The following is a 23,203-nucleotide window of genomic DNA, read 5'->3' as shown; positions in this document are numbered from 1 at the left end:
ACGGAGATTATCCCAAGGTTCTATTGCTCCATGGTAAAAGTCTTGTTCGGCGTGGCTGCGCCGCCGCACCGCGGATCTCAGGCGCCGCGCCCCGCCAGCCCCTCGAAACCGAGGGCCGATTCCCTGGCCGATGGCCGGACCAGGCGGGCGCCGCGGCTCAGCCGGGCATGCACCACTGCCATGGTCAGGACCGCCATCGCCAGGACCTGATGACCGAGTGCCGCCCAGAGGGGCACCGCCAGCAGCAGCGTCGCGATTCCGAGCGCCATCTGCGCCAGTGCCAAAGCCGCGACGCCGGCGGCGCGCCCGGCCGCGCCGGCCAGACCGGTGAGCCGGGCATCGATCGCGTGCAGGAGCGCGACCACGACGATCAGGTAGCCGGACACCCGGTGGTCGAACTGGACCAGAGCGTGGTTGTCGACGAAATTCTCGATCCAGGGCCGGATCGCGAACAAGCTGTCGATCGGCGGGACGAGAGCGCCGTCCATGCTGGGCCAGGTGTTGAACACGAGCCCGGCATGCGATCCGGCGACCAGGCCGCCGAGGAAAATCTGCACCAGGACCAGCGCCGGCAGCAGCGCCGCGACGGAACGGATGCGGCCCGGCGCGGGCTCGGGGGCGCCGTTGCGCTCGCCGGCCGCGAGCCAGACCAGGCCGGCCAGGATCAGGCTCGCCATGGTCAGGTGCAGGGCGAGCTTCAGGGGCGCCACCGCGGTCATGCCCGGCTGCAGCCCGGACGCGACCATGATCCAGCCGATCGCGCCCTGGAACCCGCCGAGGATGCCGAGGCCGAGCAGACCGAGCCCGAGGCGCCGGCTGATCATCCCGCGCCACCAGAACGCAATCAGTGGCAGGAAGAACGCCAGGCCGATCAGCCGGCCGAGCAGGCGATGGCCCCATTCCCAGCCATAGAGCACCTTGAACGACGGCAGCCCCATCCCCTGGTTGAGGATGTTGTATTGCGGCGTGTCCTTGTACTTGGCGAATTCCGCGGTCCAGTCCGCCTCCGACAGCGGCGGCACGATCCCGGTCACGGGACGCCACTCCGTGATCGACAGGCCGGACCCGGTCAGGCGCGTCGCGCCGCCGACCGCCACCATGGCGACCACGAGGGCGGCCACAAGGTAGAGCCAGGCCCGCACGGCGCCCGATCGATGGTCGCCCGAGACTTTCATCGTGCATCCCTCATGCGGATGCCGGGATGTCCCGGCCCTCGCGACGCGTTAGGGGAAGCGCGGGACGCGGGCAACGTCGGCGCTGCCGCAGCCCGCGGCAGAGCGCGCGTTGCCAACCGGACCCGCGAGCGATAGCCGTCTCGGCACAGGGAGAGACGAGGCTGTGGGAATCGTGATGCGCCGCCGCACCCGCACGTTGATCGGCACGGTCGCGATGCTGGCCTTCGTCTGCCTCTACGGGCCGCTGGCGATGGCGCTGGCCGACAGCCGCATCGCCGAGACCCCGGCCGCGATCCAGGCCGTGCTCTACTCGATCCTCGGGATCGCCTGGATCTTCCCGCTGATGCCGCTGATCCGCTGGATGGAACGGCCCGATCGATAGCGGCGACCCCTCGATTTCGCCGCACTCGGCCGCCAAAAGCGTCCGATCCGCTGTCGAGACCCCCGTCCGTGTATCGCTTGCCCATGCGCCTCAAGCATCTGGCCGCACTCGCCGTGCTGCTCGCGCCGCTGCCCGCCGTCGCGCAGGGCACGCCGCGCTCGATCGCCGAGTGCGAGCGGCTGAAGAACGATCTAGCCTACAACCAGTGCCTGGCGATGTTCGGACCGGCCGCCAAGAACGTGGCCGGCGGCTACGCCTCGGCCGACGCGGCCGCCGCGCCGGCCTTGGCCGAGGCGCTGCCCCAGGCCGATGAGGCCGTCGAGACCACGCCCAGCCGAAGGGGCCGCTACCGGTCGCGACGCGGCGGCCGGCAATACGCCTCCTTCACGACCGGCTACCGGCATCGTCGCCGACGCTGACGCTCGCGGGTCCTGGGCGACGGCAACCTTCAAGGCAGACGCCGCTCCTGAGCCCTCTCGTGACGACGTTGGTTACGGGGTGCGCGAGGCAGGAGATCCGGCTTCGGGATTCCAAGGCGACCGTGTCGGCAATCATCGACCAAGGCCGTTCCCGCCGCCGACCTGATCGCCTGGATGGATCGCAACAGCGCCGGCCTTCACCCTTCGGTGGTCACCATGGCCGAGAGCGTGGACGGCATCGCCAAGAGCCATCGGGAGGGGGCTTCTCTCGGAGTGGCTAAAGACCCTGCTGCATCTGTATGGCGCCAAGGTGCTGCCGATCGATCCCGCTATCGCAGGGCACATCGGTCGGCCGGCCGATCTGGCTCGCGGACAGGGGCATGCGCCCGGCTCGGCCGACCTTGCGATCGTCGCGACGGCTTGGCGTCATGGCTGGACGATCTTGACCCGTCACGTGCGGCGTTTCAGGCCGCTGGGCGCATCCGCGCACGATCCCGTCGACACGCTCCCGCCCGATGCGTCGTGAGCGCGGTCTTGGGTCAGGCCTGTTTCGAGTGCCGGACATGCTCGGCGTCCGGCAAGAACCGTCAGGCGACGTTGAGCCGCCGGCCCCGGTTCCAGGCCAGGAACGGCACCCCGGACAGCAGCCCCGCCAGCGCCGCGCGCGATTGATGGCAGCCGTTGATCGAAACGCGCGGCAGGGCATGCAGGTGGCCGGCATGCTCCGCGAAGAGGTGCCCGGGCCGGGTGGTCACGGCGGTGGCGAACCCGTGCTCCTGGGCCAGGGCGAATTCCCGGGGGCCGGCCGAGGTCGGGTCGCCCACCGGGTAGGAGAGATGCTGCACGGGCCGGCCGAGCTCGGCCACGATCCGGGCGCGGCCCTCGGCGATCTCGCGCGCCGCGGTCGCCGCATCGTGCTTGGCGAGCATCGGGTGGCTGACCGTGTGCGCCCCGATGGTCACCGCCGGGTCCCGGGCGAGGGCCCGCAGCTCGGCCCAGGACAGGCACAGCTCGGCCGCGACGGCGCCCGGCGCGAAGCCGGCCTGTCGGCAGAGGTCGGCGATCCGGTCCAGCAGCTCCGCCTCGTCGCGAAGCCGCAGGTCGCGATAGATGGCCTCGAAGGCAAGCGCCTTCTCCTGGGGGCTGCGGGCCGGGAGATCGAGGCCATGCGCGCCGATGGCGATCCGCACCCGGTCGAGCTGCGCGATCGCCCGCTCCAGCTCGATCCACCACAGGCGGCCGCCCTGGTCGGCGAAGCCGCTGGTGACGAACAGGGTCCAGGGGACGCCGTGGCGTTCCAGCACCGGGCGCGCATGCGCGACGTTGTCGCGATAGCCGTCATCGAAGGTCAGGACCGCGAAGGGCGGCCCGTAATCCCGCGCGGCGAGCCGTTCCGGGACCGCGTCGAGGCCGATGATGTCGAAGCCGCGGGCGTCGAGTTCGCGCAGGGTCTGGTCGAGGAAGTCGGGCGTGATGCTCAGCAGCCGGTTGGGCGCGAAGGCCGGGACGGGATCCGGGCTGACATGGTGGAAGGTCAGGATCACCCCGAGGCCGCGGGAGGCGGGGGCCAGCCAGCGATCCGCCCCCAGCGCCTGGATCGCGCGGAAGCCGGACGCGAACACCCGATGCTTGGCACGCGACGAGATCATGGCACGGACCCGTTCGGGCCGCACGGCCCGGGCGGAACAGCCATCACCCGCCGAGGTAAAGAAACGCCGAATTCGCGCCCGGTCTGCAGTTCAGCCGGAAGGTTGTATTAGCCAAGGTCGCGATTTGCCGGGTCACGCCGCGATTCCGTGCCGTCGAAGTCACCGGCCATTCAGCGCATGACGTTCAGGATCGGCCATGGGTTTGGACCTTGCGCGGTTCAGCGGGGAGATCGGGTATGGCGACCGGCGTCCAGGTGGCGGGAACGGACATGATCGGTGCGCGTGCGTCCGGAACCCTGACCGCGGAGGTGTTTTCCGATCTCGCCGCGGTGGAGGCCCTGTGGCGACGGCTCGAATCCGATCCGGCGAGCCTGCACACGCCGTATCAGCGGTTCGATTGGGTCCGCGCCTATCTGCGCGCGACCGGTACCGCGGCCGAGGCCCGCATCCTCGTCCTGCGGGATGCCGAGGGCCGAGCCCGGATCCTGCTGCCGCTGGTGCTCGAGCGGACCTTCGGGATGACCGTGGCGCGGATCGTCGGCGAGACGCACGCGAACTATCACATGCCGCTCTTCGCCACCCGCGACGCGGCCGCGATCGCGCCGGGCGAGGTCACCGCCGCCCTGATCCGCGCCGGCCGGCCGGCCGGCATCGACGTCTTCGCGCTGCAGCATCAGCCCCGGATGTGGGAGGGCGCGGCCAACCCGTTCGCGGAGGGCGGCGAGCCCGAGGCCAGCGACGCCTATGGGCTGATGCTCGGGCCCGATCCCGAATCGACAATCCGCCGGGTGTTCAGCGCCGATGCCCGCAAGAAGCTGCGCTCGAAGGAGAAGCGCCTGATCGGGGCCCAGGGCGCCCTGGCCTATCGTCGGGCCGAGACCCCGGAGGAGGCGGCCCGGTATCTCGCGGCGTTCTATGCCCACAAGGCGGTCCGGTTCGCCGGGATGGGCATCGCCGATCCCTACGCCGCCGAGCCGATCCGCCGGTTCCTGTCGGCGGCCGCGTCCGGCGCCGAACCGGCGGTGGAAATCCATGCCCTGTGCCTCGCCGAGAGCGGGCGCGTGCTGGCGACCTTCGGCGGCGCTGTCAGCGATCACCGCTTCAGCGGCATGATGACGGCGTTCGATCCCGATCCGGACATCGCCCGGTTCAGCCCCGGCGACCTGCTGCTGCAGCACCTGGTCGGCGACCAGACGGCGCGGGGCCGGCAAGGCTTCGATCTCGGGGTCGGCGAGGCGCGCTACAAGGCGAGCATCTGCGACGAGACGATCGGGCTGGTCGAGACGATCGTACCGGTGAGCCTGCGCGGCCGCGCCTACGGGCTGGCCAAGCTGGGCCTGACCCGGGCGAAGCGGCGGATCAAACGCGATCCGCGCCTCTACGCCGTCGTGGCGCGCCTGCGGAAGCACACGTGGCGGTCGTGACGCCGGTTTCGATCCCGGTGCGCCACGGGCCACGACTGGGGCTCGCCTGATCCCGATCGGTGCCCCCCAAACGATCCCCTCGTCCTGAAAGGTTGTGCGTCGTCCGCGACGTGGCTCGCGGCGGACGACCCAGCGCCCCTCGGAAGGTCCATCCTGGCTGACGAAGGCAGGGGGGGGGCACGTTCCCCGAAATTGAGCGCCGAAGCCGATGACGAAGCGCGACGCGCCCCCTCTCCGGTGCGGGCCACGTGGTTCACACAGCTCCTGCTGCGAGGCGCAATGCGCCCTCTTCCGCCTTGCGGGGAGGGGAAAGCGCCTGCTTTTCAAGATGTGAGTGTCAACCTGAGAAGTATGAATCCCCTAGAGCGCTCGCCGCCGAAGTGGATACCGGTTCGGCGTAAGCGAGCGCGTTACATCAAAGACTTAGAGCCGTTCCCCGTCGCAACGCGATCGGGAACGGCTCTAGCCCGCACGAGAGAGGGGGCCAGCGCCTTGCCCCAAAGCACATCCCGAAATTTGACGGCCGGCTTACGGGCGATGCTCTCGTTTCAGGCGGCGTTGAGCCGAAGTTCCGGTGCCGGGCGGTCGGCGACGGATCCGAGCTCGGCCGAACGGTCCTGCGCCACGAGGATCTGGCCGGCGCCGGCATCCTCCGCGATCGCGTAGAGATCGGCCAGGGCCGGATTCTCGGCGGAGGCGTTCGACGCGATGACGACGCTGTCCATGTAGCCGGCCACCAATTCGAGCAGGTCGACGGCGCCCGGCGCCGCCTGGACCCGGCAGACGACCCAGTCATAGGCCTCCGCCATGGCCTCGAAGGTCAGGCTGAGGGCGTCCGGCGCGTCGAACAGCACCTCGGCCTCGGCGCGCCCGGCGGCGATCCGGTGCAGGCCGCTGTCGCGCGCGGGCTGGATCACGTCGAGGAAGGCGGCATCCCCCGCCACGAGATCGGTGAAGCCGAGTTCGGTGCTGGCGCCGTTCAGACCGACGGTGACGAGGCTCGTCCTGCGGCCCAGCGCATGCACCAGCGCATCGTGCAGGGCTCGGTCGCCGCGGGAGACCTCCGTTTCCATGACCAGGATCCGGCGACCGGAGCGATCGCCGGGTTCGCGGGCCACCGCCGAGATGCGAGCGATCAGAGGCGCGAGGTCGTAGGCCTCCGCGGGCGCCCGCGGGGCGGCCGGCGCCGCCGCCGGAGCCATGGCGGCCGCACGCTCGGCATCGTCCGCAGAATCGGACCAGTGCGCCGGCGGCATCGCCTCCGGAAAGGCGAAACCCGGACGGTCCAGCTCCGGTTCGCGCCGCGCGCGCCGGTCCGCCGGATCGAACGTGGAATCCGAATCCCGCGCGTTGCGGCTTCCCTCGGCCAGGAGGGCGCTGGCGAGCACGGCACCGACTGCCAGCATCAGCGTCACGAGCGTCGTGAAACCGATGATCGGCAGCTTCTTGGGGAAGGAGGGCAGTTCCGGGGTCACGGCGCGCGAGACGATGCGGGCATCGGCGGGCGTGGCGCTCTCGCCATCGCGGGCGGCCGCCTCGCGGTAGCGGGACAGGTAGGATTCGAGCTGCTCGCGCTGTGCCTTGGCCTCGCGCTCCAGCGCGCGGAGCTGGATCTCGCTGGCATTGCCCTTCACGACCACGTCCTGCTGGCCGTCGACGGCGGCCTGCAGGCTCTCGACCCGGGAGCCGGCGATCTTGGCGTCGTTTTCAAGCGTGCGCACGACGCGCTCGGCCGAGGTCTTGATCTGGGCGTCGAGATCCTCGAGCTGGGCGTGCAGCTCCTTGATCCGGGGATGGGCCGGCAGCAGCGTGCGCGATTCCAGCGCCAGCTGCGCCCGGACGGCGATCCGGTTGTCGACGATGCGCCGGATCACCTCGTTGTTGGCGACCTCGGTGATCTCGAAGGCGCGGCCGTCCTTGATCAGGTCCTTGATCGCCTTCACCCGGCCGGCGAGGTCGGCCTTCAGGATCCGGGCCTGGGAGAGCTGACTCGACAGCTCGCCGAGCTGCTGCGTCGTCAGGGGCTGGCCGGTGGCGCCGCCGCTGCCGACCAGGCCGTTCTTGGCGCGGAACGCCTCGACCTTCGCCTCCGCCTCCGCGACGCGCTTGCGCAACCCGTCGATGTTGCCGCCCAGCCAGGAAGACGCGTAGCGCGCGGTATCGACCTTGTCGGCCTCCAGCGAGGAAATGTAGAGCTGCGCGATGGTGTTGGCGCCGTCGGCCGCCAGCTTGGCGTCCTTGGCGCGGAACTCGATCGCCAGGATGCGCGACTTGCCCGCCGGATAGACCAGCAGGTGGTCGAAATAGGCATCGAGCACGCGGTCCTCGGCCGGGCGGTCGAGGGGGTTGGCGCCGATGCCGAGCATCATCAGCACGCGCTGGACCGGGCCGATGCCGCTTGAACCGGGATCGAACTCGGGATTGCCGACCAGCTTGAGCCGGCGGATCGCCTCGCGGGCCAAGTCGCGCGACATGACGACCTGGACCTGGCTCGCCACCGCCTGCTCGTCGATCGGCGCGAGTTGGTCGGTGCGCTCCTGGGCGGTCCGGGCGAAGGCCGGGTCCCGGCTCTCCAAGATCAGCTTCGCCTCGCCGGTGTAGCGCGGACTCACCACGTTCACGAAGACGCTCGCACCCAGCGCCACCACCAGCGTCGGCCCGACGATCCAGCCGATCGACCGGCGCAGGATCTGCGGCACCTGCGCGAGGCCGACGCCGTCCCGGGCGCTGGACTGCTGTGCGGGCGCGGCAAGGGGCGAGCGCAGGCTGATACGGGACATGAGACGCTCTGAGCACCAAGGACGACGGGACGACAAGCAATGCCGTCCGGCCGCTATTAGAGGTCGTTAAGGTTGCTTGAGAGTTAAGGCCGGCCGCGCGCCGATCTGTTCGGGATAGGGCCGGCGCGTGATCAAGGTTCATTAACCTTAACGGCCTAGACCGAGCTGAATTGGCACCCATGACGGCGATGGTGATGAACCGGCGCGCTCTGCTTCTCGCTCTTGGCTCGACTCTGGCGCTCGGCGGCTGCCTGCGTCCGACCTTCCGCACCGACCAGCTCGATGCCACCGGCACCGGCTCGATCGGCGCGCGCTACCCGCTCTCGGCGGGCGACAAGCTGCGGGTGATCGTGTTCGGCCAGGACAACCTGTCGAACATTTATGCGGTCGACGGCGCCGGCAAGATCGCGATGCCGCTGATCGGCACCGTCCAGGTCGGCGGTCAGACGACCGGGCAGGCGGCCCGGGCGATCGAGGCCAAACTGTCCTCGGGCTTCGTGCGCGAGCCGCACGTGACCGTGGAGGTCGACACCTACCGGCCGTTCTACATCCTGGGCGAGGTCACGACCTCAGGCCAGTACCCGTTCGTCAACGGCATGACGGTGGAGACCGCGGTGGCGATCGCGGCGGGCTTCGGGCCGCGCGCGGCCCGGGACTACGCCGTGCTCACGCGCGATACCGGAAGCGGTCTGGTCTCGGGCATCGTGCCGATGACCTATTCGGTCCGGCCCGGCGACACGATCGTGGTCAAGGAACGTTTTTTCTAAGCGGACGCGGCCGTGGATTACGGCGCGGTCTTCCAGACGTTGATCACCCGCATCGCGGTCTGCTGGGGCGGGATCGGCGTCGCCATCGGCGGCGTGGATTGCGGTCCGCGCGCCACGACCCGGCGCGCCTCGCTGGCGGGCGACGCCCCGACCGGCGTGAACAGACCGGCCAGCTGCTTGCGGGTCCCGTTGCTGACGAAGCGCGAGGTGTGCACCGGCTCGAAATCCCGCATGGCGTGGCGCGTATCGGGATTGCCGGTGAACACCTTCGCGCCGGTGTTCAACACGACGATATCTCCGGGCAGCAGCGTCTCGTCCTTCATCAGGGCGGCCGCCGCGCCGCCCTTCATGTCGATGGGCGTCTGACGGTCGCTGACTTCCGCCTCCTTGGCGCGGATCCGCACCGGGAGCGCCGCGTACCGGGTCTGGAGGCGGTGGCGGGCGCTGCCGAGCCGCGGCGTCGCCCGCCGGTAGACGGCGCGGTCCTGGAGCGCCGCCGGGGGCTGGGCCTGCTGGACCGGCTGGGGCGCCGGCCGTGCGCCGAACAGCATCTCGAGGAAGCCGACCTCGGCCGCCTGCGCCCGGCAGACTGTTCCGGCGAGGAGCCCGGCGGCGGTGATGACGGCCAACGTGCTGCCCGTACGAAACCTCATAACGTCCTCCGGAACCGGCGTCGCGTTCGAGCGCCGGGCATTCAACCGCAAGCTGCGCGGGAGGGTTCCGGAATATTCAAGGTCCAGCGGCGAACTTCGTCGAACTTAAATACGGATGCGGTCTTCGACCGGTTCGACGCGCGATCTATTGTGCAAAATCGTTCTTCCGCCGGACCGTAATGGACCCGACGGCGGCGCGGTGCGCAGGCCGATCCGGCCTAAAGCCGTTCCCGATCGCGTTGCGATGGGGAACGGCTCTAAGTCTTTGATGTAACGCGCTCGCTTACGCCGAACCGGTATCCGCTTCGGCGGCGAGCGCTCTAAGCCGGGGCGACCTGCTCGCCCTCGCCGATGCAGTCGAGGGCCCGCTCCACGGCGCCGACCGCGTCGAGGAGATGCTGAACCGTGCGCTCGACCTCGAGCGCCGGACGGCCCATCGCTGCGGCGCGGGCACTCACGTCCTCGAGCTGCTCCAGCAGGGCGAGGAGGTCGCCGGCCACGGTCACGACCTCGCAGCGGGCGAGGCGGGTGACGGTCGGGCGCGGCCGGAAGGGCAGGACGTTGCTCATCGCCGACGGTTCTGGCCCGAAAGGACCCGGATTCGCCAGGGGGCGAGGCCGTACTTCCGGCAATTGCCGTCCCCTATCCGCCGCTAACGCGTGGAAAGGTAGATTTTCCGTGGCCGCCGCGCATCGGAGGCGGCGGAATCGGTTTACGCCTCGCCGCCGGTCTTGACGGACTTGCCGCCGCCCTGACCATGCCGCCTCCGACTTTTCACCTTTCGATTCGGCGGCGGATAGCAATCCCTCGCGCGGTTCGGCAGCGCCCAGGATCAATCATGCGCTTTACCCTTCTCGCGGCCTCGTTCCTGGCTCTCGGCGGGCTCTGTGCCTGCAACACCGACAGCCCGGATGGGCGCAGCGGCCTCGCCGAGAGCTTCAAGCTCGACAATTACCGGGCCTCGAACGACACCAACGGCACCCAGACCCGGCGCGACGTGAACCGGGCCTACACGCAGCCGACCCTGCCTTCGATCGGCAACCGGGGCTTCTGATCCCCAGCGCCGCGTCCCGGATCTCAGATCCACGACGCGGCGCTCGGGTTTTGCTCACGCATCGTCATCTTCCGAAAGCCGGCTACCACCTTTCGGGACGATGCTCTGGCCGCTCAGCGCTTCGCGATCGCGTCGGCGAAGGCCGTGATGCGGTTGCGGGCGTAGACCGGCAGGCCGGCGCTGATCGAGTTGCCGGTGTTGAAGCTCGAATTGCCCATCAGCACCTGGGCCGGCAGCAGGTTCTTCAGCACCGGCACCCGGGCATATTCGGCCTTGCGGTCGAGGACATCGGCCTTGATCGCCAGCGCCATGTAGGTGGTGACCACGGTCTTGGTCGGATCGTTCGGCATCGGCTGGAACACGGCCAAAAACTTGCCGAAGCGCAGGATCTGGTTGACCCAGAAGATCGTCTGCTCAAGGCCGCCGGTGACGGTGGTGTCGATCTTGGTCAGAGCCTTGAGCGGTGCGCCCTGGTCGGGGCCGAGGACCCGCAGCTCGCTCTGGAACGAGACGTACTCGGCGATCTTCTTCGCCGAGCCCTCTTCGAGCTTGTTGGCGAGCTTCACGCCCAGCGGCAGCTTGCCTTCGAGGTCGTAGCGCGATTCGATGCAGGCGCCGGCCCCCTCGCACCACGGCCGATCCGGGCGCTTGGCGAAGGCGGCGGCCGGGTCCTTGTTCGGCGTCACCTCGCCGACGGTGATCGCCTTGTGCTTGATCGCCGGGTCCATCTTCTGGACGAAGCCGAGAATGGCGAAGGCCTGGAGGTCGATCGCCTCGGGCGGCCGCGGCACCACGAACCGACCCTCGGCCACGTAGACCTTGAGGGTCTCATGCCGCGGCTTGGTCACGCCGTTCACCGTCACCGTGTAGTCCGGCTCCTTGTAGCCGGGGAACGGCGCCAGCACCGCGGCCTCGGCCGGACGCGTCCGCAGCCAGTCCAGGTATGGGATCAGCCCATTCTCCGGCGCCGTGGGGTTGTCGCGGTGATCCGTGAACAGGACCTGCCCGGGCTTCAGCGTCGCCGGATCGAGGGCGGTGACGGACGGCACCTCCTTGATCCGCTCCGACCCCTGCGCGGTGTTTGCGGCGGGCGTCTGGGCGCAGACCGGGGCGGCGGCCGTCAGGGCGAGGGCGAGGGCGGCAGGAAGCTGCGTGCGCAACGGGCGTCTCATCGATCGAGGGGCGGTCAGTAGCCCGGGTCTTCGCCGAACAGGTAGTCCGGATCGCGGCGGCGCGGGCGGCGCGCATCCTCATCCCCGAAGGGTGAGCGTGCGGTCTGGCCGGGCCAGGGCCTGTAGGCGTCCTGACCGTAGGAATCCAGATCGCCCTGCGCACGGCGGCTGCGCGGTCTCTGGCGCTCGCCGAACGGATCCAACGGATCCGGCGCTGCGCGCTCGCCGGTCATGGTACCCTCGACATCGCCTGCGACGCTGGCCCCGTCCTCGCCGCCGGTAAGGTCGCCGTCCCCGGCATCGGGCCGCATGGCGTAGAGGGTCTCACGCGGCACCAGGCGGAACTGGGTGTCGGCCATCTTGCCGTCGCCGCTGGTGCGGAAATGCTCGACGAAGCCGCCCCCCGCGACCCGCTGGCCGCTATGCGGGTCGATCGGCAGGTCGGCGATGAACGGGCGCGCCTCGGAGGAGGGGCCCCGCAGGGGCGTCTTCGGAATGCCGTTCGCCCAGGCCGCCTGCAGGATGCTGGAGGCGATCGGCACCGAGACATGGCCGCCGGTTTGGCCGCGGCCTAGCGTCTTGCGGCTGCCGTCGGCGTTGTCGTAGCCGACCCAGACCACCACGGTGATCTCGTTGGTGAAGCCCGCGAACCAGGCGTCGTTCTCGTTCTCGGAGGTGCCGGTCTTGCCCGCCACATAGGCCGAGATCTTGGAGAGCGCGGCGGCGGTGCCGTGCTGGGTCACGCCCTGCAGCATGGTCTTGAGCTGGTAGAACGCGACCCGGTCGGCCGAGCCGATCCGCACCGGCTCGCGGGGGGCGTGGGTGTAGAGCGCCTTGCCGTCCCGCTCGACCGATTCGAGCGCGTAGGATGCCGGGCGGGCGCCCTCGTTGGCCACCGCCGCGTAGAAGCCGGCGAGATCGAGCATCCGCACCGGCTGGGCGCCCAATACGAACGGGTAATAGGGCTCGCACTCGGCATAGATCTGCGCTTCGAGGGCGATGTCGCAGACCCGCTTGAGGCTGGCCGGCGCCTTCGGGGCGATACCGCCCTGGAGCAGCCGGGCGGTGACGAGGTTTTTCGAGAATTCGAGGCCTCTGCGCAGAGTCGTCGGGCCGGAGCCGCCGCCCTCGTAATTCTTCGGCGACCAGGATTCGCCCGAACCGCTGATCGGCGGGAGGGTGACCGCCGAATCGAGGACCAGGGTGTTGGGCTGGAGCCCGGCATTCAGCGCGGCCAAGTAGGTCAGCGGCTTCAAGGTCGAGCCGGGCTGGCGCACCGCCTGGGTGACCCGGTTGAGCTGGCTCATCGGATAGGAGAAGCCGCCCGCCATCGCCAGGATGCGGCCGGTCTGGTTCTCCAGCACCAGGGCGGCGCCCTGGACGGTCGGCCGGACCCGGAGCTGCGCCCGGGGCGCGCCGCGCCCCTCGGCGAGCTTCACCCGCACCACGTCGTAGAGCTGCAGCTTGCCCCGGGCGATGCCCGGGTCGAGGATGGCGGTGCGGCCGTCGGCGAGGCCGACCTTCACCGGACCGCGGCCGGCTTCCAGCACCACCGCGACGGGCCAGTGCACGTCGTACAAAGTCGGCCGAGCGCTCTCCAGCGCCCGCAGCCAGACGGGCTTGACCTGGGGAACCGCCGCGACCTTGGACCGGGACGCCTTGCCGCCCGGTTTGGCCACCTCCGTGGGTGCGTCCTTGGCGGCTTCCGCCCGGGCGCCGGTCACCCCGGGTGCGGCCTGGACCGCGCCTTCGGGCGCGGGCGTCGCCGCCTGGATGCGGCGGATGCTGTCGGCGAGGTTGAGTTCAGGGCCACTATAGGTCTGCCGTCCGGTGCCGCGCTCGTAATTGGCGAGCCCATCCTGCAAGGCCCCCTCGACGGCGCGCTGGAGCCCGGCATTGATGGTCGAGCGCACCGTGAACGAGCCGGCGGTCAGGGAGTCGACGCCTGCGAAGGTGCGCGCCTCGCGGTTCAGGTAGTCCACGACGTAGAAACCCGAATCGCGCCGTGTCGCTTCGACCGGCTTCAGCCCGAGATCGGCGTTGACCGCAGCGGCCATCTCGGCCTCCGTGATCGTGCCTTCTTCCTTGAGGCGGGCGAGCACGTAGGCGCGCCGCTCGCGCGCCCGCTCGGGGTATTTGTCCGGGCTGTAGAAGTTCGGACCCTTGGGCATGCCGGCGAGGAGGGCCGCCTCCGGCAGGGTCAGCTGCCCGACCGACTTCCCGAAATAGCTCTGCGCCGCCATCTCGATGCCGTAGGCGCCGCGGCCGAGATAGATGCCGTTGAGGTAGAGCCCGAGGATCTGCGGCTTCGTCAGGATCCGCTCCAGGCGCGACGCCACGATCATCTCGCGGATCTTGCGCTCGTAGGTGACGTCGTCGCCCACCGAGAGGTTCTTGACCACCTGCTGGGTGATGGTCGAGCCGCCGGCCGGACGCCCGGGCGAGGCGAGGTTGCCGATGAAGGCGCGGATCACCCCGCGCTCGTCGATGCCGTGGTGGCTCTCGAAGCGTTTGTCTTCCGCGGCAATGAACGCCTTCTGCACCAGGTTCGGCACCGTCGTGATCGGCACCACCAGGCGGCGGCCGTTCGGCTCGAAGGTCTCGGCGAAGGGCTTGCCCGACCCGTCGAGGATCCGGGTCATGCCGGGCAGGACCTTGTCCCGCAGCGCCTCGGCGGTGGGAAGGTCCTTGGTGGCGTTGTCGTAGAACTCGATGACCTCGCGGGCATTGAACGGCGAGATCGCCGGATTCTCGCCCTTGCAGAACTGCTTGTAGCTCGTGTTCAGCTCGTCGAGGTTGAGCCCGTGCAGGATCTTGGGCGCCCCGGGCCCGGCGACGCTCGTCGGATCCTCCATGGCGGTGGTAATCAATTCGTCGAGGTTGATGTCCTCAATGTCGAACGCCTTGCGCATATGGGCGCAGCCGTCGCGCAGCAGGCGCACGACCTCGGCCTGGTCGGTGAACGGATCGAACTGGGTCCGCACCGCGTCCGGCCGCGTCGTGACCTGGCTCAGCGTCAGGGCCGTCGCGAACAGCTTGATCAGGATGGCGTTCATGCGGTCCGGATTCGAGGGACGAGATCAGTTCACGGCTGGAGTCGCGCCAGGCCGAGGCTGGTGGATAGGCGCTCCACAACGCGGCTGATTTGAGACAGCCCACGGCAACGCTTTCGCGAGGCTCGACGCTCGTCGTGCGCGGCGACGACGAGGAGCGGCCTGATCACCGATCTCTCGTACAGGAAGGCGGTCATTTCCTGCCTCCGCAGAGGGCGACCGGCCCCAGGTTCACGGCCAGAGTGACGTGTTGCTGCCATACCCAATCGGACTACAATTCCGGGCGTAGGCAGGAGGTGCATATGGCACGCGACGGTATGGAGATGCAGGTTCGGACCGACACCGCTCTGACGACGGCTTTCACTGAAGCGACACAGCGGGAGCACACCACACCCAGCGACGCCGTGCGCAGATTCATGGAGCTGTACGTGCGCGACAGCCTGCAGCGCGAGGCTGCACGGCAAAGCCGATTGGTGGCTGCCGCTCCGGATGAGGCAGAGAGTATGGCGCTGCTTCAGAAGGTTCAGGACTTCGGGGATGATTGATCGGCAAAAGATCGTCGCGCTCGCCGTCAAAGGTCCCTATACGAGTAAGCCCCGCCCCTGGCTGATCGTCCAGAGCAATGACTTTCTGGAAACGGATAGCGTTACCGTTTGCATGCTGACGGGTACGTTGGTGCAGGGGGCGCCCATGCTGCGCATCGACGTGGCGCCGAGTCGAGAAAATGGGCTCGACCATGTGAGCCAGGTGCAGATCGACAAGATCGCCACCGTGCCACGCGAAAAGATCGATCACTATATCGGACGGCTGGAAGATCACATCATGAAGCCGGTGGAAGATGCCGTTGTATTCCTCCTCGACCTCAAGCCCTGATCGCCTCCGCAACGGGGTCTGTCATCCTTTGATGGCATGGGGGCGCACCCGTCACCGGCTCGCCCTCGCCAGCCCGGCGCGGTAAGGCTCGCGCCGCAACGAGGTGACGCATGGCCCGGATCAAGCACTACCCCCCGGACGCGACGATCGCGGACGTGCTGGAGAACCTCGAAGATCCCGAGGGTTATCTCCGCCAGGTGCTGGTGACGATGCGGATGTGCCAGAAGCATTACGGCGACGCCTGGGTCCGGATCGGGGTGACCGGCAAGGCGCTGGCGCCGTCGTACCGGATCGATCGGCCCGACGCGTCGTCCGCCCCTACGGAGGCGGGAGCCGGCGAGCCCGGCACGGCGATCTTCGGCGCCTATGGCGGGCGGTCCCACGACCGGTTCACGCAAGTGAACACCGCCGAGACCCGCTGGAGCAGCCGGTCCCTGGGCATGGCCGAGATGCTGGCGCTCCACGACAGCCTGCGCCGGCCCAAGGACGGCACGGCCTGACCGCACCCGGCGGGGTGCCGCGCGCTTCCTTCTGCGCTAGAAGCGGATCGAGAGCGCCGACGGCGGCGCGGCCAACCCGCGGAACCCCATGCCAGGAACGCCCCGCGCCGGGATCATCCCGGTCACGCCCTTCCAGCAGAACTGCACGCTGATCTGGGACGACGCCACCAAGGTCGGCGCGGTCGTCGATCCCGGGGGCGATCTCGACCGGATCGAGGCCGCCATCCGCGAGCAGGGCGTGCGCGTGGAGAAGATCCTGCTGACCCACGGCCATGTCGACCACGCCGCCGGCGCCGACGAGTTGCGCGAGCGCCTCGGCGTGCCGATCGAGGGCCCGCACTTGGCCGACAAGTTCCTGCTCGATTCCCTGCCCGAGACGGCGGCCAATTACGGGCTCGGCGAGGCTCGTTCCGTGACCCCCGACCGCTGGCTCGACGACGGCGACGCCGTCACCGTGGGCGAGCTCGGCTTCGACATCCTCCATTGCCCGGGCCACTCGCCCGGCAGCGTCGTGTTCGTGAGCCGGGACGCGCGCTTCGCGCTGGTCGGCGACGTCGTGTTCAAGGGCTCGGTCGGCCGCACCGACCTGCCGGGCGGCAACCACGAGCAGCTGATCCGGGCGATCAAGGACAAGGTCCTGCCGCTCGGCGACGACATCGCCTTCATTCCCGGCCACGGGCCGACCGGCACGCTCGGCGAGGAGCGCGTCTCCAACCCCTTCCTTCAGGGCTGACACCATGGACAAGCGCCGCATCGGCCGCTCCGACCTCCGGGTCGCGCCCTTCTGCCTGGGCGGCAACGTCTTCGGCTGGACCGCGGACGAGGCAACCTCCTTCGCGATCCTCGACCGGTTCGTCGCGCGCGGCTTCGACTTCGTCGATACCGCCGACGTCTATTCGCGCTGGGCGCCCGGCCATCAGGGCGGCGAATCCGAGACGGTGATCGGGCGGTGGTTTTCCGCGCGTCCGGGCGCGCGGGACAAGGTCGTGCTCGCCACCAAGGTCGGAATGGATATGGGCGAGGCCGGCAAGGGGCTCTCGGCCAAGCACATCGAGGCGGCCTGCGAGGCGTCCCTGCGGCGGCTCCAGACCGACCGGATCGACCTCTACCAGTCGCACACCGACGATGCCGACGTGCCGCTGGAGGAGACGCTTCGGGCCTACGAGCGCCTGATCGCCGCCGGGAAGGTCCGGACGATCGGGGCCTCGAACTACGACGCCGCGCGGCTCGCCGAGGCGCTTCGCGTTTCGGCCTCGTCCGGCCTGCCGCGCTACGAATGCCTCCAGCCGGATTATAGCCTGGCCGAGCGGGGCTACGAGGCGGAACTCGAACCCCTGTGCCGGGCGGAAGAGATCGGGGTGATCGGCTACTTTTCCCTGGCCGCGGGCTTCCTGACCGGAAAATACCGGTCCGCGCAGGATGCCGCGGGACGGGCTCGGGAGAATCGTGTCGCCAAGTACCTGACCCCGCGCGGGCTGGCGCTGCTCGACGTGCTCGATTCGGTCGCCCGGGATCACGGCGCGACGCAGGCCCAGGTGGCGCTCGCCTGGATCATCGCCCGGCCGGGCATCACCGCGCCGATCGCCAGCGCGACCTCGGTGGCGCAGCTCGACGACCTGCTCGGCGCCGCCGAGCTGAGCCTGTCGCCGGACGCCATCGCCCGTTTGGACGCGGCCAGCGCGGGCGGGATCGAGGGCTAACGCGGCGTTAAGCGCGGAGCCTCAGAAAAGCGGGTGCACGGGCCCCCGCGAGCCCGTAAAATCGTGCAATCTCAACGCGGAACCCCTATATCGGGTGGACCAAGCGAGAGCGCAGGCGTGGCGCCCGACGGCGCGAGTCCCTCCGTCGCGAACTGGTCCGCCTGCCCGAGGAATTTCATGGCCGACATCCCCCCGAACGAGCCCGCCGAGTATGGCGCGGAATCGATCCGCGTGCTGAAGGGCCTCGACGCCGTCCGCAAGCGCCCCGGCATGTATATCGGCGACACCGACGACGGATCGGGCCTGCACCACATGGTCTACGAGGTGGTGGACAACGCCATCGACGAGGCCCTGGGCGGCCATGCCGACCTCGTCACCGTGCAGCTCAACGCCGACGGCTCGGTGACGGTGTCCGACAACGGCCGCGGCATCCCCACCGACATCCACAAGGAGGAGGGCGTCTCCGCAGCCGAGGTCATCATGACCCAGCTGCATGCGGGCGGTAAGTTCGACCAGAATTCCTACAAGGTCTCCGGCGGCCTGCACGGCGTCGGCGTCTCCGTGGTAAACGCGCTGTCGTCCTTCCTCCGGCTCCGGATCTGGCGCAACGACCAGGAGCACGCGATGGAGTTCCGCCACGGCGATGCCGTGGCGCCGCTCAAGATCGTCGGCCCTGGCAACGGACGGCGCGGCACGGAAGTGACCTTCCTGCCCTCCACCGACACTTTCACGATGATCGAGTTCGATTACGGCACGCTGGAGAAGCGTCTGCGCGAGCTCGCCTTCCTCAATTCCGGCGTGCGCATCGTGCTGACCGACGCCCGCCATGCCGAGCACAAGCGCGAGGAGCTGTACTACGAGGGCGGTATCGAGGCGTTCGTCCGCTACCTCGACCGCTCGCGCAAGCCGATCGACGGCATGGCCAATCCGGTGGTGGTCCGCGCGGAGCGCGACGGCATCCGGGTGGAAGTCGCGCTTTGGTGGAACGATTCGTTCAACGAGACGGCCTTGCCGTTCACCAACAACATCCCGCAGCGCGACGGCGGCACCCATATGGCGGGTTTCCGGGCGGCGCTGACCCGCCAGATCACCGGCTACGCCGATTCCTCGGGGGTCTCCAAGCGCGAGAAGGTCTCGCTCACCGGCGAGGATTGCCGCGAGGGCCTGACCGCGGTCATCTCTGTGCAGGTGCCGGACCCGAAATTCTCGTCGCAGACCAAGGACAAGCTGGTCTCGTCCGAGGTCCGGCCGGCGGTGGAGAACGTGCTCAACGAGGGCCTGTCGACCTGGCTCGAGGAGAACCCCCAGCAGGCGCGCTCGGTGATGAGCAAGGTCGTGCTGGCGGCCTCCGCCCGAGAGGCCGCCCGCAAGGCCCGCGAGACCGTGACCCGCAAGGGCGCCCTCGATATCGCCTCGCTGCCCGGCAAGCTCGCCGATTGCCAGGAGCGCGACCCGTCGAAATGCGAGATCCTGCTCGTCGAGGGCGATTCGGCCGGCGGCTCGGCCAAGCAGGGCCGCGACCGGGCGTTCCAGGCGGTGCTGCCGCTGCGCGGCAAGATCCTCAACGTCGAGCGGGTGCGGGCCGACCGCATGCTGTCCTCGGCCGAGATCGGCACGCTGATCACCGCGCTCGGTGCCGGGATCGGGCGCTCGTCCACGGACCGGGAAGGCTTCAATCCTGAAAAGCTGCGCTATCACCGCATCATCATCATGACCGACGCGGATGTCGACGGCTCGCACATCCGGACCCTGCTGCTGACGTTCTTTTTCCGCCAGATGCCGGAGCTGATCGACCGCGGCCACCTCTACATCGCCCAGCCGCCCCTCTACAAAGCCGAGCGCGGGCGCCGGGCGATCTACCTCAAGGACGAGCGCGCCCTGGAGGATTACCTGATCGACCAGGGCACCGACGGAGCGATCCTGCGGCTCTCGACGGGGGCCGAGTTCACCGGCCCGCAGCTCAAGAGCCTGGTCGAGGAGGCGCGGGGCTTCCGCAACGTGCTGCTCGGCCTGCACACCCGCTACGACCGCTCCGTAGTCGAGCAGGCGGTCCTGGCCGGGGCGTTCGACGCCGAGGCGGCCTCGCGGCCGGGCGAGACGGAGGTGCTGGCCGACATGACCGCGCGCCGCCTCGATCTGATCGCCGACGAGATCGAGCAGGGCTGGCAGGGCGAGACCCACGAGGGCGGCTATCGCCTCACCCGGACGCTCCGCGGCGTCAAGCAGGTCGCCACCCTGGATGCCAGCCTGATCTCGTCCCAGGAGGCGCGCCGCCTGTCCGAGCGGGCCGACGCGTTCCGGGAGATCTACGGCGAGCCCGCCACGCTGATGCGCAAGACCGACGAGACCGTTCTGCACGGCCCCGTCGCCCTGTTCGAGGCGGTGATGGCCTTCGGCCGCAAGGGCCTCCAGCTCCAGCGCTACAAGGGCCTGGGCGAGATGACCGCCCAGCAGCTCTGGGAGACGACGCTGGATCGCGACGTGCGCTCGCTGCTGCAGGTGAAGGTCAAGGACACGACCGACGCCGACGACCTGTTCGTCAAGCTGATGGGCGACGTGGTCGAGCCGCGGCGCGAGTTCATCCAGGAGAACGCGCTGAGCGTCGCCAACTTGGACGTGTAGCGCGGCGTTGTTGTGATTTCTCGGTAAATCCCGTCTCCACACGCGGGTCTCGTGTACCGATCTACTGAGAACGATGCCTCTCGTGGACGCGAGGCTCGCGCTTGGTCATCGCGAGGTGGCGGCGATTGCGGACGATCCAGCATAACGCGCGACCGAGGTCGCGTCCTCCTCATGCAGGACGCTGGCGCCCCCGGCTGGAGGATGTTCTCCAGGGGGCTGTCGCCCCGGTGAGGAAGCAAGTCGCAGGGGGTTTCGTCCTGTTCGCGATCTGCCGGAGCCTTGCAGACGGTTCACGCCCCTGAGACCTTCGATGCGTCGAGCACAGCGTGCGCCATCTCAGGAGTCGCTTTCAAGACGACCGTGTTCGTCACCAGCGTCTAGCCGAACGCAGCAGGAGATAACCCGCCTTAATTGACTAGGAATTGGAGATATTATATTCGGGCAAAAGTTTAGCAATAAATCGGCTGGCCTGGAGCGCATCCGATGGAAATGCCTTGCCGGAAATGGGGCGGACGCAGGTCGACAGCGCTGGCGCTCGCTCTGACATCCTCGCTGTCCCTCTCTGCCTTGGCACAGAGTGAGGACAGTCGTCATCGCTCCGATTCTATTGTGCCCATCGGCCGAAACGATACGGATTCGGCGCAGGGCAGAACGTCGGATTTACTGATCACGACCCATGACGCCTCCGGACCGATCGGCGTAGCCCTCCCTCTCGACATCAAGCTCGTCCGCGTCCGGAACGTCCATATCGAAGCGATCAAACTGCTTGGGCTTCCCCGGGGGGCCACGATCAGCGACTCCACCAATACGTTTTCGTCGACCGACGACAACAACGACGTCGATGTCAGCGCGTGGGATCTTTCGAGGATCCAGATCCTGCAGAGCGACGCGCGCGAGAGCAGCTTCTCGCTCGCCGTCGCGGCGATCTGGACTCCGGAGACCGGGGGACACATCGATGTGACGTCGAGCCGCCTCGCGGTCAGTTTCACACCGGAGGGGATGGACCGCGACCGGGCGGCCGGCGGCGAGCCAGGCCACGCGAAGCAGGCGTCCGCCCAGAACCGCGAGACGACGCCGCCCCAGCAGGCCGTTGCCGCCATCGCCAACCCGGCCGCGCCGGCCTCCGATGTCGTCGTGCCGGAAGCGGCGCCTGTCGCCCCCCGTGACAGCATCGCGGCGACCGACCGCCCGGCGCCCCCCGCCGTTCGTGCCGAGAAACCCGGTGCCGGGACCGAGACTGCGAGCCTTCCAAGGCCCGCGATGCCCACGCGTCCACCGGCGGGGGCCGACCCGCTGGTCGAGCGAGCCAGGGGCCTGATCCGGCTCGGCGACATCAGTGGTGCCCGGCTGCTGCTGGAGCGCGCCCAGGCACGAGACGCGCCGCACGCGACCTTCCTGCTGGCGCAGACCTGGGACCCGGCGATGCTGCGGACCTGGCACGTGCGCGGCCTGCGGTCGGATCAAGACCTTGCCCAGAGCCTGTACGCGAGGGCCGCGCGCCAGGACCGGGCGGATGAGCGGCGCCTCGCCGCCACGGGTCGCTGAAGACCCCTGACCACGGACGGCCGACAGATCAGCGAGGGACGTATTCATGCCGAGGCTAGCGAGATTCGCCACGCTCATCGGGCTCGCCGCCCTGGTGGCGGGGCCTGCCGCGAGGGCCACCGAGCCGGCCTCGGCGCACCCCGATTCCCTGACGGAGACCGCCCTCGGCGACCGCATGAACGCCAACACCGTCACGGTCGTGACGGGAACCCCCGGCGGGACCTATTTCCGGATCGGCGCCGACCTCGCCTTCGTCCTGGACGATGGCGACAAGCTGCGGATCCTGCCGATCCTCGGCAAGGGGGCGGGCGAGAACGCCTACGACATCCGTTTTCTGAAGGGCGTCGATCTGGGCTTCGTCCGCACCGATACGCTGGAGCAGCTGCGGCAGGACAAGCGCCTCAAGAACATCGAGCGGTCGATCCAGTTCATCGCTAAGCTGTTCAACGATGAGTTGCACATCATCGCGCCGAACGCGATCAAGACCATCGGCGATCTTGCCGGCAAGCGGGTCAGCTTCGATGTCAAGGGCAGCGGCACCGATTACAGCGGCCGCGCGATGTTCCGCGAACTCGGTATCACCGTTGAGGCGATCAACGTCGACCAGCCGACCGCGCTCGAAATGCTGCGCCAAGGCGAGATCCAGGCCGTCGTCTCCGTGGCGGCCAAGCCCGTGGCCTTCATCGCGGGCTTCGATCCGGGGGACCGCTTCCACTTCGTCAAGGCGCCCTATCCGGACACGATGAACGAGGCCTACGTCCCCGCGACCCTCACGCCGGCGGACTACCCGAAGCTCGTTAGCGGTGACGCCGTCGAGACCGTCGCCGTCGGCACAGTGCTCGGAGTCTACAACAGCCCGCGGGGATCGCCGCGCTACGAGAAGCTCGTCCGCTTCGTCGACGCGTTCTTCGGCCAGTTCGAGAAGTTCCTGGCCCCGCAGCGGCATCCGAAATGGCGCGAGGTCAACTTAGCGGCGTCGGTGGCCGGATGGACGCGCTTCCGCCCCGCCCAGGAGTGGCTCGATCGACACCACGAGCAGGACATCGCCTCGCAACCGGATCTCGATCGGTTCTTCCAGGCGCAGGCCGACCGGCAGGCGGGTAAGGAGGAGATCTATCAGGCCTATCTGAAGTGGCGCCAAGCCCGGTGACAGAAAAGGCAGCGTGCCCGAGTCGGCTCGCATGACCGAGATGGTTCGCGGTGATCCTCCGGGCTCTGCCGCGTGTCGGGCGCATCATGATCGCTCGAACGACGCTGACGGCTGAAGACCTTCGGCACGCGGCGCGATCGAGCGGGAACGTTGCCCGAGAGGCGAATTCGGGTTGCGCTGTTTGGAGCGTCACGCCGACCTCGTGATCGAGCACCCGCCTTAGTCTCCGCCGGTTCGAGCCGAAAAGTTTCGTGACCGCACCGATTGCGAGCGCTTCAATCGGGA

General features: G+C 69.0%; 21 protein-coding genes. 14 read left to right on the top strand and 7 right to left on the bottom strand.

What is annotated here, in order from left to right; all coding sequences use genetic code 11:
• Positions 1 to 77: 77 nt before the first annotated feature.
• Positions 78 to 1,175, bottom strand: coding sequence for a COX15/CtaA family protein (locus MKL11_RS05330; protein WP_243940962.1), 1,098 nt, complete (start codon positions 1,173 to 1,175; stop codon positions 78 to 80).
• Positions 1,176 to 1,350: 175 nt separating this feature from the next.
• On the opposite strand from MKL11_RS05330, the gene MKL11_RS05325 reads away from it, so the two are divergent.
• The 3 genes from MKL11_RS05325 to MKL11_RS05315 all read left to right on the top strand — a co-directional run bounded on the left by MKL11_RS05325 (position 1,351) and on the right by MKL11_RS05315 (position 2,502).
• The gene (locus tag MKL11_RS05325) at positions 1,351 to 1,557 is read left to right on the top strand and encodes a DUF2842 domain-containing protein (protein WP_147857771.1); all 207 of its coding nucleotides are present in this window, start codon (positions 1,351 to 1,353) and stop codon (positions 1,555 to 1,557) included.
• Positions 1,558 to 1,640: 83 nt separating this feature from the next.
• On the top strand, positions 1,641 to 1,976 hold the full coding sequence (locus tag MKL11_RS05320) for a hypothetical protein (protein WP_243941129.1): 336 nt from the start codon (positions 1,641 to 1,643) through the stop codon (positions 1,974 to 1,976).
• 310 nt (positions 1,977 to 2,286) lie between these two features.
• Positions 2,287 to 2,502, top strand: a complete 216-nt coding sequence (locus MKL11_RS05315; protein ID WP_243940960.1) for a hypothetical protein — start codon at positions 2,287 to 2,289, stop codon at positions 2,500 to 2,502.
• A 61-nt stretch (positions 2,503 to 2,563) separates the two neighbouring features.
• Here the strand turns inward: MKL11_RS05315 and MKL11_RS05310 are convergent, their stop codons facing one another.
• Positions 2,564 to 3,625, bottom strand: a complete 1,062-nt coding sequence (locus MKL11_RS05310; RefSeq protein ID WP_243940958.1) for a polysaccharide deacetylase family protein — start codon at positions 3,623 to 3,625, stop codon at positions 2,564 to 2,566.
• A 236-nt stretch (positions 3,626 to 3,861) separates the two neighbouring features.
• Between MKL11_RS05310 and MKL11_RS05305 the strand changes: the two genes are divergently transcribed.
• A complete protein-coding gene (locus tag MKL11_RS05305) occupies positions 3,862 to 5,049 on the top strand; it encodes a GNAT family N-acetyltransferase (protein WP_243940956.1) in 1,188 nt (395 codons plus the stop codon).
• Positions 5,050 to 5,597: 548 nt separating this feature from the next.
• On the opposite strand, the gene MKL11_RS05300 is transcribed toward MKL11_RS05305, so the two are convergent.
• The gene (locus MKL11_RS05300) at positions 5,598 to 7,829 is read right to left on the bottom strand and encodes a GumC family protein (protein ID WP_243940953.1); all 2,232 of its coding nucleotides are present in this window, start codon (positions 7,827 to 7,829) and stop codon (positions 5,598 to 5,600) included.
• 188 nt (positions 7,830 to 8,017) lie between these two features.
• Here MKL11_RS05300 and MKL11_RS05295 point away from each other — a divergent pair, with 188 nt between their 5' ends.
• On the top strand, positions 8,018 to 8,596 hold the full coding sequence (locus tag MKL11_RS05295; RefSeq protein ID WP_243941127.1) for a polysaccharide biosynthesis/export family protein: 579 nt from the start codon (positions 8,018 to 8,020) through the stop codon (positions 8,594 to 8,596).
• Between the two features lie 17 nt (positions 8,597 to 8,613).
• Here MKL11_RS05295 and MKL11_RS05290 read toward each other — a convergent pair whose 3' ends face one another.
• The gene (locus tag MKL11_RS05290; RefSeq protein WP_243940951.1) at positions 8,614 to 9,249 is read right to left on the bottom strand and encodes a hypothetical protein; all 636 of its coding nucleotides are present in this window, start codon (positions 9,247 to 9,249) and stop codon (positions 8,614 to 8,616) included.
• Between the two features lie 320 nt (positions 9,250 to 9,569).
• On the bottom strand, positions 9,570 to 9,818 hold the full coding sequence (locus MKL11_RS05285) for a hypothetical protein (RefSeq protein ID WP_243940950.1): 249 nt from the start codon (positions 9,816 to 9,818) through the stop codon (positions 9,570 to 9,572).
• A gap of 269 nt (positions 9,819 to 10,087) precedes the next feature.
• Here MKL11_RS05285 and MKL11_RS05280 point away from each other — a divergent pair, with 269 nt between their 5' ends.
• Complete coding sequence (locus MKL11_RS05280) at positions 10,088 to 10,303, top strand: hypothetical protein (protein WP_243940947.1); 216 nt, start codon at positions 10,088 to 10,090, stop codon at positions 10,301 to 10,303.
• Positions 10,304 to 10,416: 113 nt separating this feature from the next.
• Here the strand turns inward: MKL11_RS05280 and MKL11_RS05275 are convergent, their stop codons facing one another.
• Complete coding sequence (locus MKL11_RS05275; RefSeq protein WP_409565813.1) at positions 10,417 to 11,463, bottom strand: hypothetical protein; 1,047 nt, start codon at positions 11,461 to 11,463, stop codon at positions 10,417 to 10,419.
• A gap of 26 nt (positions 11,464 to 11,489) precedes the next feature.
• On the bottom strand, positions 11,490 to 14,531 hold the full coding sequence (locus MKL11_RS05270) for a penicillin-binding protein 1A (RefSeq protein WP_243940943.1): 3,042 nt from the start codon (positions 14,529 to 14,531) through the stop codon (positions 11,490 to 11,492).
• A 299-nt stretch (positions 14,532 to 14,830) separates the two neighbouring features.
• Here MKL11_RS05270 and MKL11_RS05265 point away from each other — a divergent pair, with 299 nt between their 5' ends.
• The 8 genes from MKL11_RS05265 (at position 14,831) to MKL11_RS05230 (ending at position 22,918) form a co-directional block, all read left to right on the top strand.
• Positions 14,831 to 15,073, top strand: a complete 243-nt coding sequence (locus MKL11_RS05265; protein WP_243940941.1) for a hypothetical protein — start codon at positions 14,831 to 14,833, stop codon at positions 15,071 to 15,073.
• Positions 15,066 to 15,401: a type II toxin-antitoxin system PemK/MazF family toxin gene (locus tag MKL11_RS05260; RefSeq protein ID WP_243940939.1), complete on the top strand. Its 336-nt coding sequence runs from the start codon at positions 15,066 to 15,068 to the stop codon at positions 15,399 to 15,401. Before MKL11_RS05265 ends, MKL11_RS05260 begins: the two co-directional genes overlap by 8 nt.
• 110 nt (positions 15,402 to 15,511) lie before the next feature.
• Complete coding sequence (locus tag MKL11_RS05255) at positions 15,512 to 15,901, top strand: hypothetical protein (protein ID WP_243940937.1); 390 nt, start codon at positions 15,512 to 15,514, stop codon at positions 15,899 to 15,901.
• A gap of 88 nt (positions 15,902 to 15,989) precedes the next feature.
• Entirely contained in the window at positions 15,990 to 16,634 is a 645-nt protein-coding gene (locus MKL11_RS05250) for an MBL fold metallo-hydrolase (protein ID WP_243940935.1), read from the top strand.
• A gap of 4 nt (positions 16,635 to 16,638) precedes the next feature.
• Positions 16,639 to 17,601, top strand: a complete 963-nt coding sequence (locus MKL11_RS05245) for an aldo/keto reductase (protein ID WP_243940933.1) — start codon at positions 16,639 to 16,641, stop codon at positions 17,599 to 17,601.
• A gap of 177 nt (positions 17,602 to 17,778) precedes the next feature.
• Positions 17,779 to 20,223, top strand: coding sequence for a DNA topoisomerase (ATP-hydrolyzing) subunit B (gene gyrB / locus MKL11_RS05240; protein WP_243940931.1), 2,445 nt, complete (start codon positions 17,779 to 17,781; stop codon positions 20,221 to 20,223).
• A gap of 483 nt (positions 20,224 to 20,706) precedes the next feature.
• The gene (locus tag MKL11_RS05235; protein WP_243940929.1) at positions 20,707 to 21,768 is read left to right on the top strand and encodes a hypothetical protein; all 1,062 of its coding nucleotides are present in this window, start codon (positions 20,707 to 20,709) and stop codon (positions 21,766 to 21,768) included.
• Between the two features lie 46 nt (positions 21,769 to 21,814).
• Complete coding sequence (locus MKL11_RS05230) at positions 21,815 to 22,918, top strand: TAXI family TRAP transporter solute-binding subunit (RefSeq protein ID WP_243940927.1); 1,104 nt, start codon at positions 21,815 to 21,817, stop codon at positions 22,916 to 22,918.
• The last annotated feature ends 285 nt before the right edge of the window (positions 22,919 to 23,203 follow it).

The organism is Methylobacterium sp. J-077 (genome assembly GCF_022829365.1).
Taxonomy (GTDB): domain Bacteria; phylum Pseudomonadota; class Alphaproteobacteria; order Rhizobiales; family Beijerinckiaceae; genus Methylobacterium.
Note: the sequence above shows the minus strand (reverse complement) of the source record. Positions and strands in the feature narration are given on the sequence as shown.